The following is a 23,471-nucleotide window of genomic DNA, read 5'->3' as shown; positions in this document are numbered from 1 at the left end:
CCGGAGGCGGTCCGGACATCACGCTGCCCTTACGGGCCCCTCAACCGCCTTGAGGATTGCCCTCGTTGCCGTGGCGCCCGCGTGTCGCGCGAACCTAACCTGGCGCGGGGAACCACCGACACCGAGGACCGCGATGAGCATCCGCAAGACCCGGGACAAGCAGCAGGAGGCGAAGGCCGCACCGGCGTCCCGGCAGCCGTCGCCCGCGCCGCAGCAGCGGCTGCTCGCACTCCAGCGCGCGGCGGGCAACGCCGCCGTGGTCCAGATGCTGAAGCTCTCCGGGCACCTCCCCGGCACCGAGGGGCTGGAGGAGACCGCGCGGCCCGACGCGGGCGCGGAGATCAGGGACGTGACGTCCCGGGGCGGTGCGCCGCTGGACCCGGTGAAGCGCGCGAAGGCCGAGTCCGTCTTCAAGGAGGACTTCTCCGCCGTACGGCTGCACACGGACGCGGTGGCCCAGCGGTCCGCGGCGAACGTGGGCGCCCACGCCTACACCGTGGGCAACGACATCGTCTCGGGGACCGGCGGCATGGACGACCGGACCCTGTTCCACGAGCTGACCCACGTCTCCCAGCAACGCAGGGGCCCGGTCGCGGGCACCGACCGCGGCGACGGTGTGCGGGTGTCCGACCCCGGTGACCCCTTCGAACGGGCGGCGAGCGCCAACGAACGGCTGGCCGACGCCCCCGCGCCCGTCCAGCGCCACACCGGCGACGGACACGACCACGCGCACGGCTCGCCGGTGCAGCGCAGCACCGCGCGGCCGGACACCGTGCAGCGCATGACGTCGGACGGCGACGAGCGGGACGAGGGGACGCGGCAGCAGCGCCGCAGGGTGCTGGTGGTCTGCGACGAGAGCGGCCTCGGTCTCGGCGGTGTCCCGGTCTTCAACATGGAGCTGGTCAAGGGGCTCAACCACGACAACGACGTCACCCTTCTCACCGTCGACTCCCGCGAGGGCTACGACCACGAGAAGACGACCACCCAGCACGACGGCGCCCACGTCGTCAACGTCTCCGTCCCGGGCGTGAAGGAGGGCCGGGACCGCCTCGACGTCGTCGCGGGCGGTTCGCCGGCCCAGCACGGGCTGCCGGCCGCCCGGCAGGCCTTCGACATCGTCATCGGCCACTCCCGCTTCTCCGGCCCCGCCGCGCAGAAGATCCGCGACGCCTGGTACCCCGGCGCACGCCTGGTGCACTTCCTGCACACCAGTCCCGTACGGCTGGACAAGATCAAGAGGAAGCCCAAGGACGGCGTCGAGAAGGCCATCAAGGAACGCAAGGCGATGCGCAGGGCCGACCTGGTGGCCGGTGTGGGATCGCTGCTGACCAAGGAGGCCGAACGCCTCTCGGAGACCGTGGTGCGTGTCCCCGCGCTGCACGACTTCGTCCCGGGCACCGAGGTCGGCACACCGGTCGAGCCGTCACTGGCCAACCAGGCCAAGTACCTGCTGCATCTCCCGCGGAAGCTCAAGGTGCTGCTGCCCGGGCGGGCCACGGACGAGATCAAGGGAGTCGAGGCGGCCGTGCGGGCGATCGGCATCCTGCGCCGCCCGAAGGACCAGGGCGGCCGCGGACTCGACGTCCGGATGACGATTCGCGGCACTCCGAACCCGAAGGAGGCGCCGGAAGCCTTCGCCAAGTGGCAGGCGATCGTCGACGCCCACGGCGAGGGCGGAGTCGTCATGCTGCCGTTCAGCAAGAACCCCGACGACCTGGTGCACGACCGCGAAACCACCCACGCGGTGATCATGCCGTCGTTGCACGAGGGCTTCGGACTGGTCGCCACCGAGGGAGCGGGACGCAGCCTGCCCGTCCTGGTCAACGGGGAGAGCGGCGCGGCCCAGTTCCTGTCATCGGTGACCAACGGCTCCTTCATGGGCGTCGTCGACGCCCCCGTCGCGATCGACCCCGCCGGCGGCAAGGAGGTCGACGGCGGCGCCGACTCGCGGGCGCAGGCCTGGGCCACGGCCATCGAGGGACTCCGGAGCAACCTTCCGGGAGCGCGCGGCCAGGCCGAGCGACTGCACGAGCTGCTCAAGAGCTACTCCTGGCGGCACGCCGCCCAGGCACTGGTGGCGGCCACGATGGCGACCGCGCCGCCTCCCAGGGACCCGTCGCGCCCCGAGGCGGAGCCCCACCGCGGCGCGGTCACCCGTCAGGGCCCGAACGGGTCCGTCGAGGAGGTCAAGGACGAGCGGGGGGCCTGGACACCGGGTGCCTACTGGAACGGCGCCACCGCGGAACCGGTCGGCCAGTGGGACGAGGAGGAGCAGCTCGCCCACCTGAGGAAGCTGGTGCTCGCCATGCGGTCCGGCCCCAGGAGGAGCAACTCCTTCGAGGTCCTGTCTCCCGGCTGGCACACCGACATCCTCGGCAAGGAGAGGCCGCGCCCCAAGGACGGGTTGTGGCAGAAGGAGGAGCAGGGCTGAGACCGCTGTCCCGGAGGACCGCGCCCCCTCGAACGCGCGACCGGCTGTAAGGTGTGGGCGCAGCCCCCGACCTGTGAAGCGCGGGCGGGGAGCCCACCGTTCCGGGAGTGCAGCGATGTTGCGAACCATGTTCAAGTCCAAGATCCACCGGGCCACCGTGACCGAGGCCGACCTGCACTACGTGGGTTCCGTCACCGTGGACGCCGATCTCATGGAGGCGGCCGACCTGCTGCCCGGTGAGCTGGTGCACATCGTGGACATCACCAACGGCGCCCGGCTGGAGACCTACGTCATCGAGGGCCGCCGCGGCACCGGGGTGATCGGCATCAACGGAGCCGCCGCCCACCTGGTGCACCCCGGCGACCTGGTCATCCTCATCAGCTATGCGCAGGTCGACGACGCCGAGGCGCGCGCCCTGCGCCCCCGGGTCGTCCACGTGGACGCCGACAACCGCATCGTCTCCCTCGGCGCCGACCCCTCCGAGGCCGTACCGGGAAGCGCCACCGCACCGAGCCCGCACGCCGTCCCGTCCTCGCGCTGAGCGCGGGGCCCGGCGGTACGCCCGAACGCCTCAACTCCACCGTTCTCGGCGGGATTTCCCCCTGTCGCCACGGGTCCCTCGCGGCGATAATCGCCGACGCCGTGACGCGCGCGGCACGAGGTGAGGGAGAGACGCATGGGGCGTGGAAGACCAAGGACCGGACTGTGTGTCGCCGTCGCGGCGGCCACCGCGCTGGCGTGCGGAGCGACGCCGGTCGCGGCCGCGACGACCGGCACGACCACGGCGGCAGGCACGGACCGGCCGGTGATCGTGGTGTTCAAGGACCAGCACCAGAACGTGCCGGACACCCAGGCCTCGCGGACCGCACGCGAGTCGGCACTGGCCACGACGCAGACGCCCCTCATCAAGGCGCTGCACGCGAGCGGGGCCACGCACATCCACGCGATGGACGTGCTGAACGCCGTCTCCGCCACGGTCTCGACCCGCGAGGAGACCGCCCTGCGGTCCGACCCGGCCGTCGCGCAGGTCGTGCCGGACGCCGCCATCAAGGTGATCGACCAGCCCGCACGACCCGCGCCCGCGCGCAGCCTTGACGGCACGTCAGGCACCGGGCGCGCGTCGGCCGGCTCACCGCCCGGCGCCTGCGCGGCGGCGGGCGGCGTGCAGCTCGACCCCGAGGCGATCGAGGCGATCCACGCGGACTCCGACAACTCCCGTCAGCAGACCGCCCGTTCGCTCGGCGCGACGGGCAAGGGCGTCATCGTCGGCGACATCGCGGGCAGCATCGACGTGAACACCCCCGAACTGATCCGCGCGGACGGTTCGCACGTCATCGCCGACTACAAGGACTTCACGGGCGAAGGCGGCGCGACCGAGTCGGAGGACCTGGAGTCGTTCCTCGACGACGGCATGATCGCCGCGCAGGGCCGGCAGGTGTACGACCTCGCCGACTACACCACGCACGCCCTCGGGCAGCCCTGCCGCATCCGCCTGGAAGGCGTCGCACCGCAGGTGACGCTCGACGCGTACAAGGTCTACGCCGCCGACGACTACACCACCACCTCCGCCTTCCTCGAATCCATCGACTACGCGGTCGGCGTCGACCACGTCAACGTGCTGAACGAGGAAGCGGGCTCCTTCCCGATGCCGGACACCAGCGCCGACCTGATCAAACAAGCCAACGCGGGCGCGATGGCGGCCGGCGTCACCATCACGGTCCCCTCGTACGACGCCGGCCTGGAGAGCACCATCTGGTCCCCGGCCTCGCAGCCCGGTGTGATCTCCGTGGGCGCGTCCACCACCTTCCGCTCCTACGCGCAGTCCGACACCGCCGGATACGACAGCATCGGCGCGCACGGCTGGGTGAGCGACAACATCAGCTCCCTGTCGTCGGGCGGTTCGACCGAGCAGGGACGCAGCATCGACGTGGTCGCGCCGGGCGACCTCGACTGGGCGATCTGCACGGCGAACCCGGCGGTCGCGCCCGACTGCCTCAACGGCCGCGGCAAGCCCACCGGCGTGTACCAGTCAGGCGGCACCAGTGAGGCCGGGCCGCTGGTGGCGGGTGTTGCGGCGCTGGTGATCCAGTCGTACCGGGACACCCACGGCGGCGCCGATCCCACCCCCCAACTGGTCGACCGCATTATCACCGGCACCGCCGACGACCTCGGCGTCGTGGGGTCCGAGCAGGGCGCGGGCCTCGTCGACGCCTACCGGGCGGTCCAGGCCGCGCGCTCGGTCCGCACCGGCGACGGCGCGCCGAAGCCGGTCGGCGACACCCTGCTGACCAACACCGACCAACTCGACGCGACCGGCCAACCGGGCTCCACCGCGCGGTGGTCGCTGCGGCTGACCAACACCGGCCGCGACCCGCAGACCGTGTCGCTGGCCGGACGCACACTCGGCGCGAGCCGGACGATCGCGACGAAGACCGTCACCCTGCGCGACGGCGGCCCGACCTACCAGGACGCGTCCGGTCTGACCCACAACGTCGCACGGTTCACCTTCACCGTGCCGCCCGGTGCCGACCGGCTCGACGCGAACATCGCCTACCCCGGGACCAGCACCCAGCAGCCCGCCGACCTGACGCTCCTCGACCCGCACGGGCAGCTCACCGGCTACAGCCTGCCGCAGGGCGACGGCAACCACGGACACATCGACCTGCGCGCCCCGCGATCCGGCACCTGGACCGCGGTGATCACCGACTTCCGTGCCGAGCCGACCTCCGGGCCCACCGGATACACCGGGCCGGTCGCCTTCACCGCCACGGTCGCCTCGTTCCACACCCTCGGCACGGTCACGCCGTCCCGGGTGACGCTCGCCCCCGGTGCCTCGACGGCGGTGCGCGTGGCCGCGCCGCTGCCCGCCCAGGCCGGGGACGAGAGCGCGTCGGTGGCCATCAACTCGCCCGAATCAGGCCCGAGTTCCGTACCGATGACGTTGCGCTCGGTCATTCCGGTGCGCGGCGGTGTCGGCCGCTTCACGGGCACCGTGGTCGGCGGGAACGGGCGCGGTGAGGTACCGGCGCAGACCTTCTTCTACGAGGTGAACGTCCCCGCCCGGCAGCCCGCGCTGGACGTGCGGCTGGCGCTCGGCAACCATGCCACCGACCCGTTCACGGCCTACCTGGTGTCGCCGGACGGACAGACCCCGGCACGCGCCTCCGACCAGGTGCTGGTCGGCGCGCCGGGGGCACACCAGACCGTCGTCAGCACCTCGGCCGCACGGCTGCACGTCCTCCAGCCCGCCGCGGGCCGGTGGACGCTGATCGTCACCTTCAGCAATCCGGTGACCGGAAACGCGCTGTCGACGCCGCTCGACGGGACGGTCGACTTCGCACCGGCCACGGCCCGCACGACGGGCGTGCCCACCGGTGGTGTGCTGCCCGCGGGCCGCTCACACCTGGTCGGTGTCACCGTGCACAACGACTCGTCCGCCGTGGAGTCGTACTTCCTCGACGCCCGGCTGAACCGCCAGGCGACCGTCGCGCTCACCTCGTTCACACCGTCGAGCGACCTGACGTTGCCGTTGAGCGTGAGCGCACCGGAACCGCAGTGGATCGTGCCGACCGGCACCACACAGCTCGTGGCGACGGCCCACTCGACGGCCCCCGTCATGTTCGACTTCTCCCCGGCGAACGGCGAACCGGACCTCGGCTCGACCGCCTCCGGTGACGACGCCTACGGCAGTTACGCGTCGCCGCGCATCACCCAGGGCGACTGGGACATCGTGCCGCAGCCCGTGGGCGCGTTCGGTGACGGTTCCACATCGTCGTCGGTGGCGAGCCTGGGACTGACCGCGACCACGGCGGCCTTCGACCCGTCCGCCACCTCGCCCTCGGGCGACCTGTGGCAACTCGGCGTGAACCCGAGCGCGACGTTCGCCCCGGTCGTGGTCCAACCGGGCCAGAGCACCACGTTGTACCTCAACATCACACCGAGCGGTCCGGCCGGAAGCACGGTGTCCGGCGAGATCCACCTCGACGACACCACGTCACTCAGCCAGAACGGCTACACCCCCACAGGCGACCAACTCGCCGCCATCCCCTACCACTACACGATCGGCTGACCTCAACGACGCGGTGCTCCAGGACTCCGCCCGGTGAGCGCGCGACCCCGCGCGCTCACCGGGCGGAGTCTTCTTCGACGCGTCCGGTCAGGCGGCCCGCCATGCCTCCGGATTCCGTACGGCAGCCCCGCCGCCACGGTGGCGAGGATGAGCATCGCGGTGTCCCGGCCGGGCAGGCCCGGCGTCAACACCCCTGACGATGCCCCGGTTTCCGCCGGTGTGCCGGGTTCCCCACCGCACTCCCGTGTCACCTTTACGCCATTGTCTTGTTTCCCTCATGACAGGTTCATGCCTGCTGATCTAGGTTCCTCGGCACCGCGAGCGATCCACAGGCAACACCAAGGAATCGCTCCGGCGAGCTCACCGTGCCGGCACTCCGCCCTTCACCGGGCGGAGTGCCGACACGGCCCCCACTGAGTATCGAGGAGCCAGAAACGATGCGTCCGCGCATAGCAGCCGGCGTCGCCGCCGCGATCGCCCTGTCCTGCCTGACCCCTGCCCTCACGGCGGCCACCGCGACGGCGGCCGACCAGACCACCGCCTCCCACGCCCACCACTTCCTGCACGGCATGGGCCTCAACCTCAAGGAGTCGCGCGCCGAACACGCCCACGCCCTCACGGCGCACCGCGCCCAGGCCGTGTTCCGCCGCGCCGGTGACGCGCCGGACAGCGCGGACCTGAGCCAGTACGCCCTCTCGCCCGGCGACCAGGGCCAGGTCGGCGCCTGCGTCGCCTGGGCCACCGGCTACTCCGCCTACGGCATCGTGATGAACGAACAGGGCATCAGCGGCGCGCCGATGGCCCCCATGTACATCTACGCGCAGATCGCCAAGGGCGACGACGAGGGCACCACCGCCAGCGTGGCGCTGCCCATGGAACAGCAGCAGGGCATCGACACCCAGTCCGACTACTGGCAGGGCACCAGCGACTACACCACCCAGCCGGACGCCAACGAGCGGGCCAACGCGGCCAACTACAAGCTCTCCGGCTTCGACGAGCTGTCCACCAGCGGCGATTCGGCCCGCTCCGACATCGAGAACGCCATCTCCCAGGGCGAGCCCGTGGTGATCGGCTTCCAGGTCCACCAGAGCTTCGAGAACCTCAACTCCCAGACCGCGTCGGACTACAGCTACCTGCCCGGCGACTCCTCCAGCGACCCGGTCATCGGTGGCCACGAGGTGACCATCGTCGGTTACAACGACCAGGGCGTGAAGATCGAGAACAGCTGGGGCACCAGCTGGGGCGACGGCGGATTCTTCACCGTGCCCTGGGACTTCTTCAACACCGGTGACGTCACGGAGGTCCACTCCGTCGGCAAGCTCGACACCCAGGGCTGAACCCTGACCGTCACCTGACGGCCGTACTCCCACGACTGCCGCTGCCGCGCCGGGCCCAAAGCCCGTGTCGGCAGCGGCAGTTGCCGTCTGCCGGACCGCCCCGAGCGACGAGGCGGCGTTACGCACACCTGAGGCCACGGCACCGCGCCACCGCCGACGCGCCCCGCGGCATGCGCACGCGTGAGAGCACGGGCGTCGGACATACTCGCCCCATGGTGACCGTTGGATCAGTCGTGCTGGGTGTCTCGAACGTGCGGCGTGCCGCGGCCTTCTGGACGCGGGCCCTGGACTACGTGCCGCGAGAGCCGGCCCAAGAGGACTGGGTCGTCCTGGTGCCACGCGCCGGGAACGGCGTGCAGGTGGCACTCGGCACGAGCGAGACGCCACCCCAGCCCCGTCCGCGCGTGCATCTCGACCTGTACGCGCGGGACGCGGCCGACCAGGCTGCCGAGGTCGAGCGGCTGGTCGGCCTCGGAGCCGATCGGGTCGCGTGGGACCTGTACCCGGCCGACCCCGACTTCGTGGTCCTCGCCGACCCCGACGGAAACCGCTTCTGCGTGATCGACACGAGCCACTGACCGGCGCACCCTCGACGTCACTACGGCTCGACTCGCACGCCGCTACGACTCGACTTGCGCCACCTCGTCGCCCCCGACCGGGACGTCCAGCCGCTCGGCCACCGTGGCCAGAGCCGCACCCAACGGGAGCGCGACGCGGGTCAGGGCATGCGGGTCACCCCGGGTCGGGTCCCGGTTGACGATCAGCACCGGCTTGCCCGCCCGGGCCGCCTGGCGGACGAAGCGGAGGCCGGACATCACCGTCAGCGAGGAGCCGAGGACCAGCAGCGAGGACGCCTCGCCCACGAGGTCCCGGCAGTGAGCGACTCGCGCTGCCGGGACGGCCTCGCCGAAGAACACCACGTCCGGTTTGAGGATCCCGCCGCACACCACGCAGGGCAGCACCCGGAAGTCCCTCACCTGGTCGTCGGTGAGGTCGGCGTCACCGTCGGGGTTGATCGCGGCGGCCACCGGGTCGAAGCCCGGGTTGGCCGCCTCCAGCCGCCGGGCCAGGTCACCGCGCGCGCTGACGTCGCCGCAGGACAGACACACGACCCGCTCCAGGCTCCCGTGCAGTTCGACGACGGCGCCGCTGCCGGCGGCCTGGTGCAGGCCGTCGACGTTCTGGGTGATGACCCCCGACAGCAGGCCGTGCCGCTGGAACGCGGCCACGGCACGGTGCCCGGCGTTGGGGCGGGCGCGGCGGAACGTGCGGCGGCCGAGATGGCTGCGGGCCCAGTAACGGCGCCGGGCTGCGGCGCCGGCCGTGAACTCCTGGTAGGTCATCGGGGTGTGCCGGCTCAGGCTCCCGCCCTCGCCCCGGTAGTCGGGAATGCCGGACTCCGTGGAGATCCCCGCTCCGCTGAGCACCAGCACGCCGCCGGTGCGCAACGCGTCGACGACCGGCCCGAGGTCCATGGTGGCGGGAGGCAGGTCCTCCGCAGGGGTCCAGTTGAGAGTGGGACGCATCCGCATGACGCCAGGGTACGGAACAGCCCGTCACAGGCCGCGCGCGTCAGGGCCTGCGCACGGCCAGCAGGGCGCAGTCGTCGGAGCGGCGGCCACCGGTGTGCCGCATGACGGCGGTGGTGATGTCGTCGACGACGCGCTCCGGGGTGATCGCGGCGCTCTCGTCGGACCGCCCGGCCAGTTCGTCCAGACGCGCGCGGAGCGGGAAGAAGGTGCCCGCGCGGTCGCGGGCCTCCGTCACACCGTCCGAGACGATCAGGACCGTGTCGTCCGGGCCGAGAGGCACGCGCTGCACCGGCGGCAGCCCTCCCGTCAGGTGCCCCAGCCCGATCGGTGAACCCTGCCCCGCGGGCAGTTGCCGCACGCCGCCGCGGCCCATGACGTGGGGACCGTCGTGGCCGAAGTTCACCACCGCGATCTCGCCCGGTACGTCGTGCGGGAACCCAATGACGACGGCGGTGGCGAAACGCTCCTCGGTGGCGCCCAGCCGCGTCGACAGCGTGTTCTGCCGGTGCAGCCGTTCCTCCAGCCAGGAGGCGACGGTCATCAGGTCCTCCTCGTGGAACGCGGCCTCCCTGAAGCTGCCGACGAGGGCCGCGGCCACCGACACCGCCGGCAACCCCTTGCCCTGCACGTCGCCGAGGATGACCCGCGCGCCGTACGGGGTGGCCAGCACGTCGTAGAAGTCACCGCCCACGCGCGCCTCGACGTCGGCGGCCAGGTAGCGCGCTGCCGAGTCCACGCCGCCCCACCCCGCGGGCACGGGACGCAGCACCACCTGCCGCGTCGTCTCGGCGGCGCCCCGGAGCCGTTCGACGTAGCGGGCGGCCCGCGCCCGCAGCACGCTGAGCGGTACGGCGAGCGCGGAGCCGGCGACCACGAGGAAGAAGACGCCGAGGCCTTGCGACGGCCCCCACCGGCCGTCGAGCAGCGGATAGGCACCGATCACCACGACGGCGAAGACCGAGGTCGCGACGGGCCCGCACAGCCCACCGGCGACGGCGGGCACCAGGACGAGCCAGCTGGCCGCGGCGAACGAGTGCGGCGTCGCCGCGTCCGCGCCCACGATCACCACGCACAACGCCGCCGGTACCCACCAGGACCGGTGGCCGTACCGCACCAGGACCGGCAACCGCTCCGCACCCACCAGCCGACGACGCCACCGCACCATGCCGCCTCCGATCGCCGTCCCGAACCGCCGTCACCAGCAGGAAGCGCACGAGGACGTCACCCACCCTCGATACCTCACCGCCCGGGGGCGAGCCCCGATGCTCCGACACTTACCGTCAGCCGTGGCGCGTCGCACGACCCCACGCCACACCGGCCTCGGCCTTCCGTTTCACACGGGCCCAGTGGAGTGACGCGTCGGCGCGTCGGCCTGCGGTGGTACCGCCGACCGGATGCCACCGCCCGCGGAGAGCGCTCGTGCCGGACGCGGCTACGAGGCGGGCGGGTGGAGTGCGCTGATCCCGGCGAGGACGAGGTCGATCCCGGCGAGGAACTGCTCGCGGTCGTCGTGCCCGCGCAGCTGTCCGGCGGCGGCCCGGGTGAACGGGTACTCGTCCGGGTCGAGGCTCTCCCACGCCGTCGACACCTCGTCGAGGAACCGCGCCCGGTCCACGCCGGGCCCGAACGTGTCGGCGCTCGTGGTGTTCGCGGCGTTCTGGCCCGCCGCGCCGAGGATGTAGTGCATGAGGGCGGAGGACGCCGTGAACCAGCTGTCCCGGGGGACCCCCAGCGCCTGTACCTGCCGGCCGATGCTCTCGAAGATCCGCGGCGCCACGGCCCCCCAGGGGCTGCGGGAGAGCTGTGCCGCGAGCTGGGGCGCCAGCCAGGGATGCCGTTCGGTCGCGCCGAACAGCCCGAGCGCGACCGCGCGGATTCCGTCCCGCGGTGACGTCGCGGGCCCGGTGGGCTCGGTGGGCTCGTCGGCCACCGCGGCGGTGACGACGGCCTCGGTGGCGGCGGACAGGAGCTCGGACTTGCCCGCGACGTGCCAGTAGATCGCGCCGGGACCGGTGGCGAGCCGCTCGGCCAGCGCGCGGAAGGTGAGCCCGTCCTCGCCCACCGTGTCGAGGAGCTCGACGGCGGCGTCGACGATGCGCTCCCGGGTGAGCGGTTCCTGCCGTCGGTCGGGACGGCGCGTTCTGGCGGCCATGCCCTCACTCTAGACGGCGTTGGAACGACGTTCCAGCTTGACAAGCTCTGGAACGACGTTCCATCGTGGTGTGTGCTGGAACGACGTTCCAGGGACCGTCGAGCCCCGCCCGGCGGCCCGCGCGACCAGGAAGGAGAAGGCCATGACCACACACGTCACGATCATCGGCGCCGGCCTCGGAGGACTCACGCTCGCCCGCGTGCTGCACCTCCACGGCATCGCGGCCACCGTCTACGAGGCCGAGCCCTCCCCGACCGCGCGTTCACAGGGCGGACTGCTCGACATCCACGACCACAACGGCCTGCCCGCGCTCCGGGCGGCAGACCTGGAGGACGAGTTCCGCGGTCTCGTCCTGGAGGGCCGTCAGGCGATACGGGCCCTCGCGCCGGACGGCACCGTGCTGCTGGACCAGCCCGACGACGGCACGGGCGGACGCCCCGAAGTGCAGCGCGGCGAGCTGCGCCGGATCCTGCTCGCCTCCCTTCCGCCCGGCACCGTCCGCTGGGGGCACAAGGTGAGCGGCACCCGGCCCCTCGGCGAGGGCCGCCACGAGGTGACGTTCGCCGACGGCGCCACCACCACGACGAGCCTGCTCGTCGGAGCGGACGGCGCCTGGTCTCGGGTCCGGCCGCTGCTGACCGGAGCCACACCCGAGTACAGCGGCATCTCGTACGTGGAGACCTACCTCCTCGACGCGGACACCCGCCACCCGGCCACCGCGAAGGCGGTCGGCGGCGGGGGCTTCTTCGCCCTGGTGCCGGGGAAGGGGATCCAGGCCCACCGGGAGAGCGGCGACACCCTTCACACCTACGTGGCGCTCCGCAAGCCGCAGGAATGGTTCGCCGACATCGACTTCAGCGACGCCGCCGCGGCCACCACCCGGATCGCGCGCGAATTCGACGGCTGGGCGCCGGAGATCACCGCGCTGATCACCGAAGCCGACACCGCGCCGGTCCTGCGCCCCATCAGCGCCCTGCCCGCCGGACTCCGATGGGACCGGGTGCCCGGAGTGACCCTGCTCGGCGACGCCGCCCACCTCGTGATGCCGAACGGCGAAGGCGCCAACCTGGCCATGTACGACGCCGCCCAACTCGGCGACGCCCTCGCCGCGCACCCCCACGACACCGAGACCGCGCTCGCCGAGTACGAACACGCCATGTTCGCCCGCAGCGTCGCGGAAGCCGCCGACGCCGTGGAACTCCACGAGCTCATGTACGGCCCCGACGCCCCGAACGGCCTGATCGACATGATCACCGGAGGCGAGTGACCCGGGCAGGCGCGGCCAGGGCAACCGCGCCTGCCCGAGCACCTCGCGGCGCCGGTTCGTGCGATGCGGTCAGCCGACGGGAAGGTAGGAGGGGGCGGTGGCGTTCACCGTGGCCGCGGGACCGCCGTTGACCTGATAGGTCACGGTGACGGTGTACGAGACGCTCGAGTGCCCGAATCCGTACTGCCGTTGCGCGGCCGCGGTCGTGCCGGTCACCTGGCCACCGGAGGTCGTCGACTGGTCGGTCGTGGCCACCTGGGTCGTGGTCGGCGGCCCCATCCAGATCACCACCGTCTCGTTCAGAGTGACGCTGTCGATCGTCACCTGCTGCCCCGAGGCGGCCGTCCCCTGCCCCCGCACCTGGGTCGAGGACAGGTCCCCGCCGGTCCCCGCGTACTGCAGATGCGCGCAGACGTTCGCGACCCCGCCTGAACACACCACGGTGTCGTCGGCGAACCCGTCGTCAGCCGCGGCCGTCCCCGCCGTGACCACCCCCAGAGCCACCGCACCGAGCACACCCGCCACGACCCCACCCGCGGTCCTGCGTACCGTAACCTTCACGTCGCCACTCCCCGTATCTCGTCCCGATTGATCCGGCCTGGTCGATGGCCGAAGTCACCGTGCCGCCGCAGGCTCGAGAACGGGTGGAGGACCATCCGGCGGCGCGCCCTCCGGGGGAGCGAAGCGGCGATCAAGAAACAACGGACCTGTAGCGGTGGGGCGATGGCGATCCGGACGTTTCAGGCCGGCGCCGGGAGGCGAACGCAGCCGCTCCCGAAGACCGGCACTCAGCGACGCGCGAGACCGTCGAGCAGCAACTCGATGGTGAAGTCGAAGCGTTCGTGGCCGGTGCCCGCGGTCAGCTCCGCGGCGTAGCGCCTGGCCTGAGGGAAGGCGTCGGGCAGGGCGGAGAAACGGCTCAGCAGTTCGTCCCGGCCGGCGACCCAGTCGTTGCCGGAACGGCTGAGCAAGGCGATCTCGAGCGTGTAGGCGTTGACGTAGAGCGTCAGTGAATCGATGCCCCAGGCCGCGGTCTGAGGCGTGATGCCTCCGGCGAGAAGGATGGCGAGCATGCCCTCGGCAAGCCGCAGCGTGTCCTCGTTGGTGGGGACGGCGGCGAGCGCGGCCCGGGAGATACCGGGGAAGCGCAGGTACTGGTCGCGCACTTGCACGCAGACACCGGTGATCTGTTCCCGCCAGGTGGCGGGATCCGGGGCCGGCAGGTCGATCTCGGCGCACAGGCGCCCGATGAGCAGCTCGTCCAGGTCGTCCTTGTTGACGACATGGGCGTACAGCGAGGCAGGCCCGGTCTCCAGGGCCGCCGCCACGCGGCGCATGGTCAGCGCCTCGTAGCCCTCCCGCGCCACGATGGCGAGCGCGGCGTCCACGATGGCGTCCACCGTGATCGGCTCGGCCCGCCGCCCACGCGCCCCCCGCGCGCCCGCCCCGGGAACGGGCTGATGGTTCCGCGCTGCGCGGCGTTGCTGCGGGGTGGGTGGCATACCGCGAGCATACCGAACGGGCGAACGCCGTTCGGTACGACGTGAACGCCGCTCGCCTTGGACGATCGTCGCTCTACGAGTCGAATGCTGTTCGTCAGGTCATCGTGCGCGACGCACGACGGGTGACCTGACAGCGTCCCCCAGCAAGGGTCTCGCGGCTGGTAGCGAACATGGCGTGAGCGAGCGTCTCGCGTGCGTTTCGCAGCGTGCTTCGTTGTGCGATCAGGCTAAGGTGAGGCGCACGGAGGTGTGCTTGTGTCCACTGAGGATCAGTTGTTCAGCGCCGTGGACGCGCTGCTGGAAGAGGTCAGCCAGGGAGAGCTGCCGACTCCGGCCGAGCGCAAACGCCTCCGCGAGGCCGCGGGTCTGAGTCAGGCCCAGGTCGCCAGGGCGCTGGAGACCCGCCGTGAGGCCGTCGGGGGCTGGGAGTCCGGCAGGACCGAGCCGCGGCCGCCGCACCGCGCCGCCTACGCCCGGCTCCTCGAAGGCCTCGCCGCCCGCTATCCCGCTCCCGATGTCCCACACCTTCCTGACGCCGAGCCAGCGTCGGAGCCCGGCACGCTGCCCGCTCCCGCCGCCGCCCCGCCGAACGAGGCCCCGTCTGCCGAGGCTCAGGCGGCCCCGGCCCCGGTGCCTGCCCCAGCCTGGGTCGCTGCCATCCGCCCGGCGCCCGCAGCCAAGTCCAAGCCCGCCACATCGTCCCGGCGCCCAGGTGCCAAGAGGGCGGCGAAGTCGTCGGCGAAGAAGACGGCGACCGCACCGGACGCCGCCACTGACCCGCGGTTCGAGAACGGTCCGCTCGCCGTGGTCGACGCCGACGCCGACGGCCAGGTCCTCGCGTACTGCGTCGGCGGCCTGATCCTGGAGATCCCCGCCAAGTCCTTGCCCGCGTTGGTCGACTGGACGCTGACCGAGGCGAGGCTCGGGCAGGAGAAGCTGCACCGCAACGGCCGTGACGCCGACCCCGTCCTCGTTCTGACTCCGGCCGCCTTGGAGCGCTACGGCCTTCCCACCGCGTTGTCGGAGGAGGAGCGGCGCGCCGGCCGGCTCCCGGACAGCCACAAGGTGGTCAAGCAACTCGCCAAGTCCGGCTGGCAGTTGACCCAGCGCGGGTTCGGGCCGTGGGCGCGGATCTTCCGTCCGGCGGAGGGCTCGCAGCGCCGTTGCGTCCAGCTGTGCATCCCGGCCTGGAATGCCCTGGACGTGCGTGAGTGGGACCGCAGGGACGACCCGGTCCTGCCCACGATGCATCCGGCCGACCTCGCCCGTTACCTCGGTACGTACGCGCAGAGGGTGATGACACCGCGTGGCACCACGGCCGTCACCGGTCTGGAGTTGATGGTGGCGCTGCGCCCACCGACCCGCGCGGAGAAGGACGAGGCGAGCGGTGAGTTCAAGCGCGCGTTCAACCCGGACGCGCTCACCGCGGTGTACGACGTGGTGGAGTGCGAGGTCCCGGACGAACACCCGCTGCTGAAGGGGAAGTTCGCCCGGCACCACCTGCGCACCTCGGCCGAGATGCTGACGGAGGAGCCCTACGACTGGTGCCGTGCGCTGACCGACGAGGAGTGCATGAACCCGTTCCTGGTCGCGGTCGACGTCAACATGTCGTTCGCCGCGGCCGCCAACGGCCTCACCGTCGGTCTGGACGGGCCGGTCCACCTGACCGGTGACCCGGACTTCGACCCGGCGCTCCCCGGCTCGTGGCTGGTCGACCTGAGCCATGTCGACCTGTCCCGTGCGCAGATCAACGGCCGCACCGTCGACGGCGACCTGCTCCCGTCGCCCTTCACCCCGAAGGGCGACCGTCCCACCGGCCCGGCGTGGTATGCCACACCGACGGTGCAGTACGCGGTGGAACTGGGTTTCGGGGTCGCGCCCCTGGAGGCGTACGTGCGGACCCGGACCGGCCGCTATCTGGACGGCTGGTACAAGCGGTTGCGTGACGCGTACGTGGCCACGATGGCCGATCTCGGCGTCACGACCGACCTGGGCGGGGCCGAGTTCCTGGACGCGATGGCTCACGCCAGGCAGGCGGATCCGGTCATGAGCCTGCTGGTGGGCGCGATCAAGGCGACGGCGAAGGGCGGCATCGGCAAGCTGCGGCAGCGCAACCGTGGCCAGGCGCCGTACTACGAGCCGTGGCCCGCGCTGGAACGCGAGACGTGGCGCCCGGACATCCGGGCCGCTGTGCTGGCCAGTCAACGCGTCGGTATCCACCGCAAGTTGATGCGGACCGCCGCGGCGGCCGGCGTGTACCCGGTGGCGATCGGTACGGACGCGGTCGTCTATCCCTCGCCGGGCCCGTCCCCGCTGGATGCCCTGCCCCACACGCCTGAGGGCAAGCCGGTGCCGGGCGGCTTCCGGCTCGGTGTGTCGCCCGGGATGGTCAAACACCAGGGGACACGGACCGTCCTGTGGGCCGAGGAGCAGTTCGAGGAACACGGTGGTGTTTTCAACGTCGCCAACCTGATCAAGGACGATCCGCTGGCCGGAGAAGGGGAGTAGCGCCTCGTGGCCGACTCGGTCGGGGAGAGCCTGGATCGTGCGCTGGAAGGGGCGTTCACCCGCCGCATCCCACAGAGCGCCCAGGCCCAGATGAAGTACCTCGTACGGCAGTTGAAGGGCACCAGGGCCGTCGCGCAGGTGCTGGGTGTCTCCCAGCGCACGGTGGAACGGTACGTGGCGGGCAAGCTCAAGCGGCCCCGGCAGGATCTGCGGGACCGTCTGGAGCGCGAGGTCAGGAAGCGCTGGCAGCCACAGGTGCGGGCCAGGGCCCGGAAGAAGGCGGCCTCGACCGATGGCCTGGTCGTCTTGACCCGGGCCCGGTTCGGGTTCACCGCAGCACCGGGCACCACCGACGACGCCCGCATCCGCGACGTCACCCAGGCCCTGCCACCCGACGTCGCCGACCGGTTGTTCACCGCGCGGGAGCAGGGCGCGGCAGAGCAGCAACTCCAGCGGATCGCGGCCGAGGGCCTGGCCCAGATGTACTTCCGCGCGAACGACACCCGGGCCCCAGGGCTAGGGGTGGAGTTCACCGACGTGGAAGAGATCGACATTCAGCTGTAGCCGATCGCCCTGACGGGCGACTCAGCATGCTCGGCGCACTGTGTATCTGCGCGTGCGTGGCACATCTCCCTGTGGCGCGTCTTCCCGCAGACCGTGGAGAGAAGGGCGCAGCAACTGGGCCGCTGCCCGGGGCAGTTCACTTGAGGGCTGCGGCGGCCAGTCGTAGTTCCCGGAATGCGTGATCGATGTGCTCGTGCAGGGACAGGGAGGCGTCGAGCATCCAGCGGTGCGTGGCCGCGGCGCAGGTGTCCATGGCGACCTGGGCGAGCAGGGACGCGACACGGGGGTCCACCTGTCGGGCTTGCAGGGCCTGAGTGAGCGCTTCGACGAGTAGGGCGCGTTTGGCGAGTGCCCGTTCCTGGAGGGCGGGCGTGGCGGCGATCAGTCGCGCGCCGGGTTCGGTGAGCGGCCGGTTGCGTTCGAAGAGCGGCACCGAGGCGTGGAAGGCGGCCCGCAGCGCGGGGAGCGGCTTGGTGCCCGGCGGGGCCTCGGTGATGGCCTGGACGAGCACGTCCCGCAGCTCGCCCTCGCCGTCGAAGAACATCTCCCGCTTGTCGGCGAAGTGGCGGTAGAAGGTGCGCTCGGTGACGCCGGCGCGTGCCGCGATGGCCTCGACCGGCGTCTGGTCGAAGCCGTTTTCCAGGAACAGCTCCAGCGCGGCTTCCTTGAGTCGGCGGCGGGCCGCTTCTCCACTTCTCGGCATGGCGCGATGCTAGCACGTTGCGTCAGGCCCTGACGGAATGTAGCGTCAGGCACTGACAGTTCTAACGTCAGTAGCTGACGCAACGATGGAGGCATACCCGTGGACCAACGCTTCACCGGAAAGACCGTGGTCGTCACCGGCGCCAGCTCCGGCATCGGGGTCGGCATCGCGCGCCGCTTCGCCCGCGAGGGTGCGAACCTCGTTCTCGCGGCGCGCCGCAAGGACCGGCTGGACGCCCTCGCCGAGGAACTCGGTACCGAGCACGCCCTCGCGGTGGCCACCGACGTCACCGACCGGGACGCGGTCCAGGCGATGGCGGACGTCGCGGCGGCCCGGTTCGGCGGCATCGACGTTCTGGTCTCCAACGCGGGCATGGGGTTGTACAAGGAGTTCGCGGACACCACCACCGAGGACTGGCGCCAGGTCATGACCACCGACGTGGACAGCTGCTTCTTCGGGGCGCAGGCCGCGCTGGCGCACCTCGAACGCAGCCGCGGCAGCATCGTGCACATCGCCTCCGCCTCGGGTCTTGGCGGCGACCGGATGCTCAGCGCCTACAACGCCGCCAAGGGCGCCGTCGTGAACTTCACCCGGGGTCTTGCCTTCGACCTCGGCCCGCACGGTATCCGCGTCAATGCCGTCGCCCCTTCGCTCACCCTGGATGCCGAGCTGTCCGGCCACCCCGACGCGGCGGCGCTGATCGAGCGGTTCAATCCGCGTCGGGCCCTGGCCGGTCACAGCACCCCGGACGACGTCGGAGCCGCTGTCGCCTTCCTCGCGAGCACCGACGCGCGCTTCATCACCGGGGCCGTGCTGCCCGTGGACGGCGGTATCACCGCCGGCAGCGGCCAGCCGGCCCTGTTCCTCTGAACGTCCTCCACTGACTGAATCCCCGCCACTCGACCGAAGGCGAACAGCATCGTGCCCTCCTACGATCTCGATCCCGAACTCGCCGCCGCGCTGGCCGCCGTGCCCAAGGGCGCCAACGGCGCGCTGATGGACTTCTCCGACATCCCTGCCTACCGCGCCCAGGCGGAAGCCGCGTTCGCCCGGTTCCCGCTGCCCGACCCGGACCTGCGCGTCACCCTCTCCACTCTCACCCTCACCCGCACCGACGGTCCGCCGCTGGACGTCGTGGTGTTTCACCCCGGCGACACCGCGCGACCGCGTCCGGCGCTGCTGTACTTCCATGCCGGCGGCCAGGTCGTGGGCAGCGCACACGACCGCTTCGTCCGCGTCCACGGCGCGACCATGGCCCTGGACCTGGACGTCGTCCTGGCTGTCGTGGACTACCGGCTCGCCCCCGAGACGCAGGCCCCCGGTGCGGCCGAGGACGGCTACCTCGCCTACACCCACCTGCTCGCCCACGCCGCCGAGCTGGGCATCGACCCCGAGCGCATCGGCCTGGCCGGTGCCAGTGGCGGGGGCGCGCCCGCCACCGCCACCGCGCTGATGGCCCGCGACCGCGGCGACCGCAAGCCCCGCCTGCTCGCGCTCAGCTACCCGATGCTGGACGACCGCAACACCACCGCGTCCAGCCGCGAGATCACCGACCTGGGCGTGTGCGACCGCCGCGAGTGCCTCTACGCCTGGGAGGCCGTCCTCGGCGACCGTATGGGCGCACCCGATCTGCACCCCTACTGCGCTCCCGGCCGCGCCACCGCCGCCGACCTGGCCGGCCTGCCCGACACCTTCATAGCCGCCGCCCAGTACGACGTCTTCCGCGACGAGAACATCGACTTCGCACAACGCCTGATCGCCGCGGGTGTCCCCGTCGACCTCCACCTGTACGCCCACGCCTTCCACGCCTGGGACGTCCTGGCACCGACCTCCGGTCTCGCCAAGACGTTCACCGAGACCTGGTACGGCTACCTGCGCCGCCACCTGCACGGCTGACACCTGACCGGGCCCGTCCGTCCGCTCCGCGACATACGGACCTTGCTGGTATCGAAAATAGTGCTACCGTTGTTTTCGATACCGCAAGGTCTCGTAATCCTGGAACGGAACCCTCCATGACCACCACTGCCATCGACCCCTCGGTGCACAAGCGCCGCTGGCTGATACTGGGCGTCCTCGTGCTGAGCCTGCTGGTCGTCGTCCTCGACTCCAGCATCCTCAACGTGGCCCTCAAGACCATCGCCGACCCGGTCAGAGGCCTCGGCGCCTCGGAGACCGACCTCGAGTGGGCGACCAACGCCTACACACTGGCCTTCGCCGGCCTGCTGTTCACCTGGGGTGTCCTCGGTGACCGCATCGGACGCAAGAAGCTGCTGCTGATCGGCATGACAGTGTTCGGCCTGGGATCGCTCGCCTCCGCCTACGCGCAGACACCCGGCGACCTGATCATCGCCCGCATCGTGATGGGCGTCGGCGGCGCGGCCGTCATGCCCACCACACTGGCCATCATCTCCAACGTCTTCGAGCCCAAGGAACGGCCCAAGGCCATCGGCATCTGGTCCGGCGCGGTCGGCATCGCCATCGCCGTCGGTCCCATCACCGGTGGCGTACTGCTCCAGCACTTCTGGTGGGGATCTGTCTTCCTGGTCAACATTCCCATCGTGCTGCTCGCCGTCGCCCTGATGCTCCTCCTCGTCCCCGATTCCAAGAACCCCGCGCCCGGGCGGTTCGACCCGGTCGGCGTCCCGCTGTCCATCGCCGGCATCACCGCCTTCGTCTACGGCATCATCCGGGCCGGCGACATCGGCTGGCTCAGGCCCGAGGCGCTCGGCATCATCGCCGCCGGTGTACTGCTGCTGATCCTGTTCGTCCTGTGGGAGCGCAGGACCGACCACCCCGCCCTGAACGTCAAGCTCTTCCGCCACAAGAGCTTCTCCGCCGCCGTCAGCGTGGTCGGCCTGGTCTTCCTCGCCCTGATGGGCCTGACGTTCTTCCTCTCCTTCTACATGCAGGCCGTACGCGGCTTCTCCCCGCTGAAGTGCGGACTGCTGCTGATCCCGCTGGCCGCGGCCCAGCTGATCTTCTCCTCCCGCAGCGCGGCCCTGGTCCAGCGCCTGGGACACAAGACGGTCACCGCCACCGGCATGGCCCTGGTCACCCTCGCGCTCGGCTCCTACTTCCTCGTCGACGCCACCACCCCGATCTGGCACCTGGAGATCGCCCTGTTCGCCATGGGAACGGGCATGGCCAACGTGATGCCCCCGGCCACCGCCGCGGTGATGGCCTCCGTGCCGCGCGAGAAGGCCGGCGAAGGCTCAGCGATCAGCAACACCGTCCGCCAGGTCGGCGGCGCCCTGGGCGTCGCGGTTCTCGGATCGATCCTCACCTCCGCCTACCGCGGCCGCATGACCCCGATCCTCGACGCGGTACCCGCACTCCACTCGAACCCGGCAACGGTCAAGACCCTGTCCGGCTCGATCACCGCCACCCAGGCATTCGTAGAGAAGGCCGGCCCCCGCGCCGACGCGCTCGTCGGACCCTCGAACGACGCGTTCGTCCACGCCATGCACCTGGCCGTGGCAGGCTCCGTCGCCGCCGGCGCACTCGGCGTACTGATCGCTCTACTCTGGCTTCCCGGCCGCAACGCCTTGTCGCGCAGCGAACCGGACACGACCGACGTGACCGCCGCCCCCACCGCGGCCCGAACCGATGAAAGGGTCCTCCTTGCCGACTGAGCCCCCGGAACCACTCGACGGCGGCCCCACCCGGCGGGGCCGCCCGCGCAGCGCGGACGCCGAACAGGCCATCCTCCAGGCCGCCCTCGACCTGCTCTCCGAGGGCACCGACCTCGGCGCCATCAGCATCAACGCCATCGCCGCCCGCGCGGGTGCCGGAAAGAACACCGTCTACCGCCGCTGGCCCAACAAGGACGCACTGCTCGTGGACGCGCTGGCCTCACTCAACCAGCCGATCCCCGAAGTGACCGGGAAGACCGTCCGGGAGAACCTGATCCGGGTGCTCAGCGTGACGGTCACCCGCCTTCAGGACACGAGAGCCACCCAGATCATCAACGGTGTGATGGCCGCGGGCATGAAATATCCGCAACTCCGGCAGCGCTACTACGCCGACGTGATCGAGCCCCGCCGGGAAGTCCTGCGACAGGTACTCAGATCCGGGATCGCCAACGGAGAGCTGCGCCCCGACATCGACCCCGACATCATCGGAAGCATGCTGACGGGGTCACTGATCCTGCGATCCATCGAGGGCACCGTGCCTCAAGGCCTCCCCGAGGAGATCGCCACAGGACTGGCCGACACGATCCTCCACGGCATCTCCCGCAAGCCGGACTGAGGCCGGACAGCTCGGAGGCCGAGACCGGTGATCAGCCGCCCTGGCCCGCGCTGCCGAGCGGGCCGACCCGCACCGGGGAACCGGTGCCGTCCGTGACGGGCAGCGAGGGGGCGCCCGGCCAGTTGAGGCTGACCGTCTTCGTCTCGTTCGGCGGGGTCACCAGCAGCCCGGTGATCCGGACGCCGGTGCCGCCCGTCTTGTTGAACGGGTAGGTGACGCCGAAGTACACCGCCTGCCCGTTCCTGAGGGTGATCGGAGTGGCGGGCTGCCCGGTGCGCCGCGCGGACACCGTGCCCGAGTCGGTCTTCAGGTCGACACCCGCGAATCCGGCCATGGAACAGGCCCGCCCACCGACGTTCTTCAACTCCACCGCGACGCTGCCGGTGGGGTCGCCGCCGATGGTGTCGTCTGTCGCCGTGATCCGCAGCTCGTCAGTCCTGCACCCGCCGACCCCGGTGGTCCCCGTGGAGCCGGACCCGCCGGCCGCGCCCTGCCCCGCGGAGCTCTTCCCTGCGGCGCTGTTCCCACCGCTCTGGGCACCGCCGCCCGTTGCGGACGAGCCGGACGGGGCGAGCGGCGTGCCGGCGGGGGAGGAGGGAGTGGCCTGCGCGGCGTTCGAGGGCCCGTTCTGGCACGCCGTCATCATCATGGCGCTGCCGACCAGGGCCGCGGAGACCAGGACTGCCTTGCGACGGTTGCCGAACATGAAAAACCCCTTGGTATCCCGTGGTGGGGAGCCGAAGCCGTTCCGGCTCCCGGTTCTCGTTCGATCACTATGAGGGGCCTGTGAGCCGAAGGGATACCTGAGTCGCCGTTCCACAACACCCCTGTCGCAGACCGGTGACATGGTCACGACGTACACAACAGCGTCCGGCCCGCCGTGCGTCGTCCCATGCCCGCGGGCTTGCATCGCCGACATGACAGACAGGGAGAGGGGCCACCCGTGTAGGCAACATCACCTTGTACATCGGGTGGATGCTGCTCCTGGTGGGGAACCAGTGAGGTGACCGCGAGCCTGCCGCTTCCCTTTCGGACACATGGGTAGCTGGCATGGGCGCCATCCGTCCCAACCCGGGACGGATGGCGCCCTCCGTTGCCGACCAGCCCCTCACACTCCGGGCTATGCCGCCTTCGGGCTTTCAACCCGCAGAAGGGGTC

At 71.4% G+C, this 23,471-nt stretch carries 19 protein-coding genes; 12 read left to right on the top strand and 7 right to left on the bottom strand.

Translation table 11 applies throughout. The annotated features are described in order from the left end of the window. Positions 1 to 133: 133 nt before the first annotated feature. The 5 genes from K7472_RS29625 to K7472_RS29605 all read left to right on the top strand — a co-directional run bounded on the left by K7472_RS29625 (position 134) and on the right by K7472_RS29605 (position 8,415). On the top strand, positions 134 to 2,431 hold the full coding sequence (locus K7472_RS29625; RefSeq protein WP_222981852.1) for an eCIS core domain-containing protein: 2,298 nt from the start codon (positions 134 to 136) through the stop codon (positions 2,429 to 2,431). A gap of 115 nt (positions 2,432 to 2,546) precedes the next feature. Then, positions 2,547 to 2,972 (top strand): aspartate 1-decarboxylase, encoded by a 426-nt coding sequence (gene panD, locus K7472_RS29620; protein ID WP_222981851.1) that lies wholly within the window; start codon positions 2,547 to 2,549, stop codon positions 2,970 to 2,972. Positions 2,973 to 3,107: 135 nt separating this feature from the next. Then, the gene (locus K7472_RS29615) at positions 3,108 to 6,500 is read left to right on the top strand and encodes a S8 family peptidase (RefSeq protein ID WP_222981850.1); all 3,393 of its coding nucleotides are present in this window, start codon (positions 3,108 to 3,110) and stop codon (positions 6,498 to 6,500) included. 437 nt (positions 6,501 to 6,937) lie between these two features. Then, positions 6,938 to 7,837, top strand: a complete 900-nt coding sequence (locus K7472_RS29610) for a C1 family peptidase (RefSeq protein WP_222981849.1) — start codon at positions 6,938 to 6,940, stop codon at positions 7,835 to 7,837. Positions 7,838 to 8,049: 212 nt separating this feature from the next. After that, positions 8,050 to 8,415: a VOC family protein gene (locus K7472_RS29605; protein ID WP_222981848.1), complete on the top strand. Its 366-nt coding sequence runs from the start codon at positions 8,050 to 8,052 to the stop codon at positions 8,413 to 8,415. A gap of 42 nt (positions 8,416 to 8,457) precedes the next feature. On the opposite strand, the gene K7472_RS29600 is transcribed toward K7472_RS29605, so the two are convergent. From K7472_RS29600 to K7472_RS29590, 3 genes are all read right to left on the bottom strand, one after another. Then, on the bottom strand, positions 8,458 to 9,369 hold the full coding sequence (locus K7472_RS29600; protein ID WP_222981846.1) for an NAD-dependent protein deacetylase: 912 nt from the start codon (positions 9,367 to 9,369) through the stop codon (positions 8,458 to 8,460). 40 nt (positions 9,370 to 9,409) lie between these two features. After that, positions 9,410 to 10,534, bottom strand: a complete 1,125-nt coding sequence (locus K7472_RS29595) for a PP2C family protein-serine/threonine phosphatase (protein ID WP_222981844.1) — start codon at positions 10,532 to 10,534, stop codon at positions 9,410 to 9,412. Between the two features lie 267 nt (positions 10,535 to 10,801). Next, positions 10,802 to 11,521, bottom strand: coding sequence for a TetR/AcrR family transcriptional regulator (locus tag K7472_RS29590; protein WP_222981842.1), 720 nt, complete (start codon positions 11,519 to 11,521; stop codon positions 10,802 to 10,804). A 142-nt stretch (positions 11,522 to 11,663) separates the two neighbouring features. Here K7472_RS29590 and K7472_RS29585 point away from each other — a divergent pair, with 142 nt between their 5' ends. Next, positions 11,664 to 12,788 carry an FAD-dependent oxidoreductase gene (locus K7472_RS29585; protein ID WP_222981840.1) on the top strand — a complete coding sequence of 375 codons (1,125 nt, stop codon included), beginning with the start codon at positions 11,664 to 11,666 and terminating at the stop codon, positions 12,786 to 12,788. A 69-nt stretch (positions 12,789 to 12,857) separates the two neighbouring features. Here K7472_RS29585 and K7472_RS29580 read toward each other — a convergent pair whose 3' ends face one another. Together K7472_RS29580 and K7472_RS29575 are read right to left on the bottom strand one after the other, a co-directional pair. Continuing rightward, on the bottom strand, positions 12,858 to 13,349 hold the full coding sequence (locus K7472_RS29580; RefSeq protein ID WP_222981838.1) for a hypothetical protein: 492 nt from the start codon (positions 13,347 to 13,349) through the stop codon (positions 12,858 to 12,860). A gap of 227 nt (positions 13,350 to 13,576) precedes the next feature. Continuing rightward, positions 13,577 to 14,290 carry a TetR/AcrR family transcriptional regulator gene (locus K7472_RS29575; RefSeq protein ID WP_222981836.1) on the bottom strand — a complete coding sequence of 238 codons (714 nt, stop codon included), beginning with the start codon at positions 14,288 to 14,290 and terminating at the stop codon, positions 13,577 to 13,579. 255 nt (positions 14,291 to 14,545) lie between these two features. Between K7472_RS29575 and tap the strand changes: the two genes are divergently transcribed. Then, the gene (tap, locus tag K7472_RS29570) at positions 14,546 to 16,798 is read left to right on the top strand and encodes a telomere-associated protein Tap (RefSeq protein ID WP_222981834.1); all 2,253 of its coding nucleotides are present in this window, start codon (positions 14,546 to 14,548) and stop codon (positions 16,796 to 16,798) included. Between the two features lie 6 nt (positions 16,799 to 16,804). Continuing rightward, positions 16,805 to 17,362: a telomere-protecting terminal protein Tpg gene (gene tpg / locus K7472_RS29565; RefSeq protein WP_222981832.1), complete on the top strand. Its 558-nt coding sequence runs from the start codon at positions 16,805 to 16,807 to the stop codon at positions 17,360 to 17,362. A gap of 136 nt (positions 17,363 to 17,498) precedes the next feature. Here the strand turns inward: tpg and K7472_RS29560 are convergent, their stop codons facing one another. Then, on the bottom strand, positions 17,499 to 18,065 hold the full coding sequence (locus K7472_RS29560; RefSeq protein WP_222981831.1) for a TetR/AcrR family transcriptional regulator: 567 nt from the start codon (positions 18,063 to 18,065) through the stop codon (positions 17,499 to 17,501). Positions 18,066 to 18,164: 99 nt separating this feature from the next. On the opposite strand from K7472_RS29560, the gene budC reads away from it, so the two are divergent. The 4 genes from budC (at position 18,165) to K7472_RS29540 (ending at position 22,313) form a co-directional block, all read left to right on the top strand. Beyond that, a complete protein-coding gene (budC, locus tag K7472_RS29555; protein ID WP_222981829.1) occupies positions 18,165 to 18,935 on the top strand; it encodes a meso-2,3-butanediol dehydrogenase in 771 nt (256 codons plus the stop codon). Between the two features lie 51 nt (positions 18,936 to 18,986). Further along, positions 18,987 to 19,961, top strand: a complete 975-nt coding sequence (locus tag K7472_RS29550; RefSeq protein WP_222981827.1) for an alpha/beta hydrolase — start codon at positions 18,987 to 18,989, stop codon at positions 19,959 to 19,961. Positions 19,962 to 20,077: 116 nt separating this feature from the next. Next, complete coding sequence (locus K7472_RS29545; RefSeq protein ID WP_222981825.1) at positions 20,078 to 21,697, top strand: MFS transporter; 1,620 nt, start codon at positions 20,078 to 20,080, stop codon at positions 21,695 to 21,697. Further along, positions 21,687 to 22,313, top strand: coding sequence for a TetR/AcrR family transcriptional regulator (locus tag K7472_RS29540; protein WP_222981823.1), 627 nt, complete (start codon positions 21,687 to 21,689; stop codon positions 22,311 to 22,313). The genes K7472_RS29545 and K7472_RS29540 overlap by 11 nt, the downstream gene beginning before the upstream one ends. 31 nt (positions 22,314 to 22,344) lie before the next feature. Here the strand turns inward: K7472_RS29540 and K7472_RS29535 are convergent, their stop codons facing one another. Then, positions 22,345 to 23,019: a DUF4232 domain-containing protein gene (locus K7472_RS29535; RefSeq protein WP_222981822.1), complete on the bottom strand. Its 675-nt coding sequence runs from the start codon at positions 23,017 to 23,019 to the stop codon at positions 22,345 to 22,347. Positions 23,020 to 23,471: the final 452 nt, after the last annotated feature.

Source organism: Streptantibioticus parmotrematis, assembly GCF_019890615.1.
Taxonomy (GTDB): Bacteria; Actinomycetota; Actinomycetes; order Streptomycetales; family Streptomycetaceae; genus Streptantibioticus_D; species Streptantibioticus_D parmotrematis.
The sequence above is the reverse complement of the archived record's forward strand: the minus strand, read 5'-3'. Positions and strand labels throughout refer to the sequence as shown.